Raw genomic sequence first — 8,062 nt, forward strand, 5'->3', positions numbered from 1 at the left:
ACAGCTCCACAGGTCGGCGTGGGCACCATCATGTCGGGCGGTGGGTCGCGGTAACCGCCAAGTCCGTCAGCACGGCGCGGGCGTCGTCGTGGATCGGGGCGTCCGCGAGCGCCTCGACACCCTCGGCCACCCGAAGCTGGATCAGGGCCTCCACGCGTCCGACGGCGCCGGTCTCGGCGATCACCTCGGCGCGCCGGGCGACCGGTCCGGCGGAATCCCGGGCGAGTTCGGCTCGCTGCGCGGGGTCGGCGAGCTCGTGCGCCAGCATCAGCAGGGCGGTGGGCTTTCCGGTACGCAGGTCGTCGCCGGCCGGCTTGCCGGTCACGACGGGGTCGCCGTACACACCCAGGAGGTCGTCGCGGAGCTGGAACGCCTCGCCGACCGCGAGGCCGTAGCGGTCGTAGGCCTCGTCGACCGCGGCCACGTCGGCCTCGACCCGGCCGGCCAGCGCGAGCCCGAACTGCAGCGGGCGCTGCACCGTGTAGCTCGCCGTCTTGTGTCGCGCGACCAGCCGCGCGCGCTCCAGGGACCAGGCGCCGGGCGCGGCCTCGCCGAGGACGTCGAGATACTGCCCCGCGATGGCCTCGGCACGCATCCGGTCGTAGCCGGCGCGCGCCGCGAACAACGTCGCCGTGGGGAGCGCGGCCCGGGCCAGGAGCTGATCGGCCCAGACCAGGCAGAGGTCGCCGACGAGGATCGCCGACGTCACGCCGAACTGCTCGGGATCGCCGAGCCGGCCCGCGTCCCTGTGCTGGCCGGCGAAGATCCGGTGTGCCGTCGGGTTGCCCCGCCGGGTCGCCGAGCCGTCCATGACGTCGTCCTGGACCAGCGCGAACGTGTGCATCAGCTCCAGCGCGGCGAGGGCCGGCAGCACCGGTCCGACGGGCTCGCGCGGGCCAACGGCTCCGCGCCAGCCCCAGTAGGCGAACGTCGGGCGTAGCCGCTTGCCGCGGGCGAGCACGAGATCCCGGGTCGTGGTCGCGAAGCGGCCGAGCGCCGGATCGACGTCGCCCAGCGCCGAGATCTGGCCGTCCAGGAACTCGGTCAGGGTGCCCTCTACCGCGGGCACGAGATCAACCGGAGGTGCTGTCCGGCGAGGTGTCCCGAAACGAGGACTTGCCTCGAGGATGTCGTTGGCCACGGCAGCGAGAGTACCGTAGGATTCCAGTTGCGTCGATTGGTGAGTCGATTTGACGGAGGGGCCGTGGAGATTGATCTTCCTGCCGCGTACGAACGGTGTCGCGGGATCCACAAGCGCCACGGCCGCACCTATTACCTGGCCACCGGGCTGCTCCCCGCCTGGAAGCGCCGCCACGTGCACGCGCTCTACGGCTTCGCGCGCTACGCCGACGAGATAGTCGACCGCACCGAGGACCTGCGCCCGGCGGCGCGCGCCGCGCGGCTGACCACCTGGTCCGACGGGTTCCTCGCCGGGCTGGCCGGCGCGCCGGCCGACGACCCGCTGCTGCCCGCGGTTCTCCACACGATCGCAGTCTTCGACCTGGATCATGCCGACTTCGCCTCGTTCCTGCGCAGCATGGCGATGGACCTCACCATCACGTCCTACGCGACGTATGACGACCTGCTCGGCTACATGGAGGGTTCGGCCGCCGTCATCGGCACGATGATGCTGCCCATCCTCGGTTCGAGCGACCCGGCCGCCGCCCGCGAGCCGGCCCGCCAGCTCGGCTTCGCCTTCCAGCTCACCAACTTCATCCGCGACGTCGCCGAGGACCTCGACCGCGGCCGCACCTACCTACCCGACGATCACCTGGCCGAGTTCGGCGTCACCCGCGACGACCTGCGCGCCGCCCGGACACGGCGCCGCTCCACTCCGCAGATCAAATCCCTGATCCGGGCTGCGGTGGCCCGCGCCGACGAGCACTACGCCGCCGCGGCACCCGGAGTCACCCTGCTGCTGCCCGGCTCGCAGGCCTGCATGCGCACGGCCTTCCAGCTGTACCGCGGCATTCTCGACGAAGTCGTCGCGGCCGACTACGACGTCTTCGCCCGCCGGGCGACGGTCCCCGCTCAGCGCCGCGCCCGGGTGGCGGCACGATCCATGCTGACCAGGGCGGGCACGCCGATGGCCACGTCGGTGCGGGGCTGAGATGCGGACCGCGGTGGTTCTGCTCACCCGCGACCTGCGGGTGCACGACAACCCGGCCCTCGCCGCCGCCTGTGCCGCCGCCGAGCAGGTGGTGCCGCTCTTCGTGCTCGATCCGCACCTGCGGCGGCTCTCGCCGAACCGGGCGCTCTTCCTGCACCAGAGCCTCGCCGACCTGCGTGAGGCCCTGCGGCGCAGGGGTGGCGACCTGGTCGTCCGCGAGGGCGAACCGGTCGCGGAGGCCATCAGGCTGGCGCGCGAGGTCGACGCCGAGGGAATCGCGCTCGCCGCCGACGTCAGCGGCTACGCCCGGCGCCGGGAGCAGCGTCTCGAACGGGAGTGTGAGCGGCACCGCATCTCGCTGCGGCTCCTGCCCGGGACCACGGTCGTCCCGCCGGGCGGCGTGCGGCCGGGCGGCGGTGGCGACCACTACCGGGTCTTCTCCCCGTACCACCGGGCCTGGGAGTCGGCGCGGTGGCGCGACGAGGCTTCCACCCCTCACAAGATCACCCTGCCGCCGGGCATCGCCGTCGGCCGGCTTCCGAAGGTGCCGGACGGCGAGTCGCCCGGTGCGGTGCGGGGCGGCGAGACCGAGGGGCGGCGCCGGCTCACGGCCTGGCTCCGGCACCTCGGGCCCTACGACGAGCTGCACGATCAGATGGCCGCGGACGGAACCTCACGGCTGAGCGGCTACCTGCGGTTCGGATGCGTCTCGCCGCTGGCCGTGGCGAACGCAGCGCGGGCGGTAGGCGGGCCGGGACCAGACGCCTTCGTCCGCCAACTCTGCTGGCGCGACTTCTACTACCAGGCCACCGCCGCGTTCCCGGCGATCTCTACGGAGGCCTACCGCAAGGCGGGCGACTACATGTGGCGCGCCGACGACGACGCCCTGAAGCAGTGGCAGGACGGCTTGACCGGGGTGCCGGTGGTGGACGCGGGCATGCGGCAGCTGCGCGCCGAGGGGTGGATGCACAACCGCGCCCGGCTGATCACCGCGTCGTTCCTTACCAAGCACCTGGGCCTGGACTGGCGCGACGGCCTGAAATGGTTCTTCCGCTGGCTGATCGACGGCGACGTGCCGAACAATTCCGGCAACTGGCAGTGGGTGGCCGGCACCGGCCACGACACCAGGCCCCACCGGCGGTTCAATCCGATCCGGCAGGCCGAGCGCTTCGACCCTGATGGCGCGTATGTTCGTCGTTACGTTCCCGAGTTGAAATCCGTCGATGGGAAGGTCGTCCATCAGCCCTGGCGCCTACCAGAGAAGGTGCGCGCAGGCCTCGACTATCCCGGGCCGCTCGAGTCGCACCGCGACGACGCGGTCTGGTTGCGGCCGTGACTCGGCGACGGAGCTCCGCCCGGTACGCCGGGTGGTGGAAGCGGGTCCTGCCGGCCCGTTGCGTTCGTCCGTTGATGGTTGGCAGGACCCGCGACAACCTGTCCGGCGGGCTAGGCCGCGTAACCCAGGGCCGGCAGTGTCCGCCAGGTGCGGTAGCGGTGCACGGCGATCCCGCCGAAGGCCGCCGTCCTGCGCGTCGCCGCGTCCACCTTGGCCAGTTCCCGAACGAGCCGGGTCGCGCCCTCCTCGTGGAAGGTGCAGTGCGGGCAGTCCGCCAGCGGCCCGGTCTCCGCGCCCAGGCGCACCCGTTTGCCCGCGGCCCGGCCCCGCGCGAGCCAGTCCTGACTGACCGACAGGATGGAGTTCGGGCCGGTCCCGGTGTCCCGGTAACTCATCACGGTCACGCCGTTGACCCGCCGCAACACCTCGTCGGCCAGGTTCTTCGAGCCGACCATGAACTCGCCGAGCCAGAACGGCACGTCGGCCTCGATCGGAAGCGTCCCGGCCGCTCGCATCCTGTCCAGCAACCTCAGGTACGCGAGCAGGGTGGCGCGCCGGTCGGTGGCCCAGCCGTCGCCCAGATACGGCTCGACGTCCAGGTGGATGCCGGAGAAGAGCCCGGTGGACGACGCGGCCCGCTGCCAGGCGAGCGCCGCGGCGTGATCGTCGACCCAGCCCGGGTCGCCACCCAGCGCCCGCAGCTTGATCCTCCGGGCGTCGGCATGCCGCTTCATCTCCCGCAGCCGCGCGAGGTCACCGCCGGCCAGCACCGACGGCGGGACGTGCACGAAGATCTCGGAGATGTGCTGCCGCACGGCCCAGGCCACCACCTCGGCGGCGGGGTCGTCGTTCCACAGCCACATGGCCCGGGTGTTCGGCGGTGCCGCGGTGAGGCCGGCGCCGCCCGCGGTCGAGGCTCCGGGCAACGCCATGTTGGCGGCCACGAGGACGGCAGAGACCAGGGCTGCCCGCCATCGCCCCCTCATCGCCGCCTCCGTTGCCCTGGTGATTCCACTCGCGCAGGGAATCCCACGCTCCGCGGGGGACAGAATCGGCGGCGACCCGGGTCAGCTGAGAGGTCGCACGGAGGAGATTGCGGCGTCGATCGCACCGACCCGGTCGAAATCGCCGAGCTGCCGGGTCACGAAGGCGATCGCGTGGCCCGTCGCCGGGTCCGCCCACGCCGCGTTGCCGCCGAGGCCGCCCATGCCCCAGGTCCCGTCGGGCTCCAGCTGCACACCGAGGCCCCACGTCGTCGAACTCTCGATGAAGTGGTCCTGACCCGAGAAGTGCGCCGACGTCAGGTCATCGACGAGCGCCTCGCTCAGCAACCGGCGGCCGTCCAACACGCCGCCGGCGAGCAGCCCGGCATAGAAACGCGCGAGGGAGGGCGCCGTGGCATGCAGGTTCACCGCGGGAACGACCGCATTTCGCCAAAGCGGGCTGTTGACAACCGCGAGGTCACGCGCGCCCGGCGGGTTCAGGACCGCTCGCGTGCGCACCGACCCGGGCTCGCCGAGCATCAGCGCGGGCCGGTCCGGCCGGTCGAACTCGAGCTCGGCGCATCGCTCCGGCTCGGCGGCGCCGAAGCCGAAGTCCAGGCACCACGGCGCGGCGATCTCCTCGGCGACGAAAAGCGCCGGCGGCCGGCCGTCGACCCGGCGGATGATCTCGCCCAGCAGGTGTCCGTAGGTCAGCGCGTGCTCGGCCGCCACCGTGCCGGGCGGCCACTGCGGGCTCGCGCCGGCCAGGTCCGCGCAGAGCAGATCCCAGTCGCCCCAGTCCGACGCCTCACGGCGTACCGGAAAATAGGGCAAACCGGCCGTATGTGTGAGCACCTGCCGTACCGAAGCAGGGGTTTGGAATCCGGGCCAGTGACGCGCGATCGGATCATCGAGCCCCACCTGGCCGCGATCGACGAGCAGCAGGACCGCAAGCGCGATCACCGGCTTGCCCACCGAATACACATTGACCAGGGTCTTCTCGGCCCACGGCCGGGTACGGGCGGCGTCAGCCCAGCCTTCGCGCAGATCGACCACCCGCTCACCGTGGCGCAGCACGCAGAGCGCGGAACCGCCGCTGGGATGTGCCGCGAGCGCCTCCCGGACGACTTCGTATCCGGGCGCCACGAAGCCGTGAGCGTCATCGTCCGCTGACATGCACGCACGGTACCGGCGAAAGGTGGAAGGCTGGTCGCATGGGCGAAGGACAGCAAGTAGATGTTGTGGTCGTCGGCCTTGGCGTGGGCGGCGAGGAGGTCGCCGGGCGGCTCGCGGAGGCGGGCCTCGACGTGGTCGGCGTCGAGCACACGCTGGTCGGCGGCGAATGTCCTTATTGGGGATGCATCCCCAGCAAGATGATGATCCGTGCCGGGAACGCGCTCGCCGAGGCGCGTCGCATTCCCGGCCTGGCCGGCAACGCGCAGGTGCAGCCCGATTGGGCGCCCGTCGCGCGCAGAATCCGGGACCAGGCGACCGACAACTGGGACGACAAGGTCGCCGTCGACCGTTTCACCGCCAAGGGCGGCACCTTCGTCCGCGGCCGGGCCGCCATCGCCGGCCCGGGACGCGTCCGCGTGAACGACCAGGAGTGGACGGCGACCCGCGGCATCGTGATCGCCACCGGCACGACGGCGGTGATCCCGCCGATCGACGGGCTCGCCGGGACCCCCCACTGGACCAACCGCGAGGCCATCGAGGTCGAGACCCTGCCCGCCACGATGCTCGTCCTCGGCGGCGGCGCGATCGGACTCGAGCTCTCCCACGTCATGGCCCGCTTCGGCGTGCAGGTCACGGTCATCGAGGGCAGCGACCGCGTGCTCTCGATGGAGGAGCCCGAGTCCTCCGCGACGGCCGCCGCGGCCCTGGCGGCCGACGGCGTCAAAATCCTCACCGGGGTACGCGCACAGCGCGTCTCCCACTCCGGCGCCGTCTTCACCGTCGTACTCTCCGACGGCTCGACCGTCACCGGCGAACGGCTGCTCGTCGCCACCGGCCGCGCGGCCCGCGTCGACGGCCTGGGCATCGACACGATCGGCCTGGACCCATCGGCCCGGTTCCTGGCCACCGACGACCGGATGCGCGCCGCCGACAAGGTCTGGGCGGTCGGCGACGTGACCGGCAACGGCGCATTCACCCACATGGCGATGTACGAGGCGGACGTCGCCGTCCGGGACATCCTCGGCCAGGGCGGCCCCGCCGCCGACTTCCACGCGAAGCCCCGCGTCACGTTCATCGACCCGGAGATCGGCGCGGTCGGGTACACGGAGAAGCAGGCCCGCGAAGCCGGCGTGGATGTGCAGGTCGGCTACTCGAGCTTGCCGTCGTCGTCGCGTGGGTTCATCCATGGCCCGGGCAACGAGGGCTTCATCAAGGTCATCGCTGATCGGGGCCGCGGGGTGCTGGTGGGCGCCACCTCGGCGGGCCCTTCGGGTGGCGAGATGCTGGGTGCGCTTGCGGTCGCGGTGAAGGCCGAGGTTCCGGTGGCGACACTTAAGGCCACGATCTGGGCGTATCCGACGTTCCACCGCGCGATTGGGGATGCCCTGCGCAACCTGTAGGCGGAAGCGCCGCAGCCACGGAGATCCAGTCGGCCCTGGTGGTCTCGAGCGACGGGCTTGGAGACCCGCGCGGTAGTGATCGGGGTAGCCGGGCCGCTCCGTGGCCGGGCAATTCCTTCGTGGGTTGCGGTCTTTCGGCCACGATCGCACCAGGTCAGTGGCCGGGAACATGCTGATTGGGCTTGCCAGGGTGGGGCGCGGGCTGACTAACCGGCTTGGGCCTGTGGATCGGCTTGGGCCTGTGGATCGGCTTGGGCCTGTGGATCGGCTTGGGCCTGTGGATCGGCTTGGGCCTGTGGATCGGCTTGGGCCTGTGGATCGGTGGACTGGCAGTCGGCGAGCCCGTCGCTCGGTGGGGTGACCGCCCTCGTGTCGGCGGCGATCACGATGCCGCGGGTCGCCATCCACTCCTGGTCATTACGCGGACGCATCCCGGACTGGCTATGGCAGCCCAGCCGAGTTGTGGCACGCCGATCGGGCAGCGGGCCAGCGGGCCGGCGCGGTCGGCGTGCATCCGCGGTTGGCGACATCCATGCCCCGGCTCTGCCTGGCGGCTCTGCCTGGCGGCTCTGCTTGGCGGCTCTGCCTGGCGGCTCTGCCTGGCGGCTCTGCCTGGCGGCTCTGCCTGGCGGGTTTGTCGTTTTCGGTGCTTCGTCTTGGCTCTGGAGTCTCGGACTTTGTTGAGGCCGAGGGGTGGTCGGGAGGGTGCTGGAAGTGGTTGGGCTTCCTGTAGGGGTGATGAGGACGGCGCCGGCCAGAGGGCTGGGTGGGTGTGTAGGTGGCACTTGAGGCGTGTTTCGGCCTGTGGTGGTGGTGCGGCGCTTGGGTTTGACGGCGATTGTGGGCACGCTGTGTGTCTTGATCGGCGACGTTGCGTTGTCCGGGGTGGCGCAAAAATGCGTTTGCGCAGGTCGCGGCATTGTGGCCTGGGACACGGGGGGCCGATTTGGAGCCTGGGAAACGACCGGGTAATGTTTTGCGAGCCGGCAGGGAAACGGGCGAGGCAAGCAGAACGAACCGAGAGATCGGGGAGATCAGCTACCGGCCGTCCTGCCAA

General features: G+C 71.5%; 7 protein-coding genes. 3 read left to right on the forward strand and 4 right to left on the reverse strand.

Translation table 11 applies throughout. From position 1 onward, the window contains the following. Positions 1–28: 28 nt before the first annotated feature. A complete protein-coding gene (locus ACIBSW_RS37475) occupies positions 29–1,141 on the reverse strand; it encodes a polyprenyl synthetase family protein (protein ID WP_404799575.1) in 1,113 nt (370 codons plus the stop codon). Positions 1,142–1,204: 63 nt separating this feature from the next. Here ACIBSW_RS37475 and ACIBSW_RS37480 point away from each other — a divergent pair, with 63 nt between their 5' ends. Both ACIBSW_RS37480 and ACIBSW_RS37485 read left to right on the forward strand, forming a co-directional pair. Then, a complete protein-coding gene (locus ACIBSW_RS37480; RefSeq protein WP_354727093.1) occupies positions 1,205–2,110 on the forward strand; it encodes a phytoene/squalene synthase family protein in 906 nt (301 codons plus the stop codon). 1 nt (position 2,111) lies between these two features. Further along, the gene (locus ACIBSW_RS37485) at positions 2,112–3,446 is read left to right on the forward strand and encodes a deoxyribodipyrimidine photo-lyase (protein ID WP_354727091.1); all 1,335 of its coding nucleotides are present in this window, start codon (positions 2,112–2,114) and stop codon (positions 3,444–3,446) included. Between the two features lie 110 nt (positions 3,447–3,556). Here ACIBSW_RS37485 and ACIBSW_RS37490 read toward each other — a convergent pair whose 3' ends face one another. Both ACIBSW_RS37490 and ACIBSW_RS37495 read right to left on the reverse strand, forming a co-directional pair. Then, positions 3,557–4,432: a hypothetical protein gene (locus ACIBSW_RS37490; RefSeq protein WP_354727089.1), complete on the reverse strand. Its 876-nt coding sequence runs from the start codon at positions 4,430–4,432 to the stop codon at positions 3,557–3,559. Between the two features lie 81 nt (positions 4,433–4,513). After that, positions 4,514–5,575 carry a serine hydrolase domain-containing protein gene (locus tag ACIBSW_RS37495; protein ID WP_354727087.1) on the reverse strand — a complete coding sequence of 354 codons (1,062 nt, stop codon included), beginning with the start codon at positions 5,573–5,575 and terminating at the stop codon, positions 4,514–4,516. A 68-nt stretch (positions 5,576–5,643) separates the two neighbouring features. On the opposite strand from ACIBSW_RS37495, the gene ACIBSW_RS37500 reads away from it, so the two are divergent. Beyond that, entirely contained in the window at positions 5,644–7,005 is a 1,362-nt protein-coding gene (locus ACIBSW_RS37500) for an NAD(P)/FAD-dependent oxidoreductase (RefSeq protein ID WP_354727085.1), read from the forward strand. A gap of 206 nt (positions 7,006–7,211) precedes the next feature. On the opposite strand, the gene ACIBSW_RS37505 is transcribed toward ACIBSW_RS37500, so the two are convergent. Then, positions 7,212–7,409, reverse strand: a complete 198-nt coding sequence (locus ACIBSW_RS37505; RefSeq protein ID WP_404799576.1) for a hypothetical protein — start codon at positions 7,407–7,409, stop codon at positions 7,212–7,214. Positions 7,410–8,062 lie beyond the last annotated feature (653 nt).

The organism is Actinoplanes sp. NPDC049668 (genome assembly GCF_044465445.1).
Lineage (GTDB): Bacteria > Actinomycetota > Actinomycetes > Mycobacteriales > Micromonosporaceae > Actinoplanes.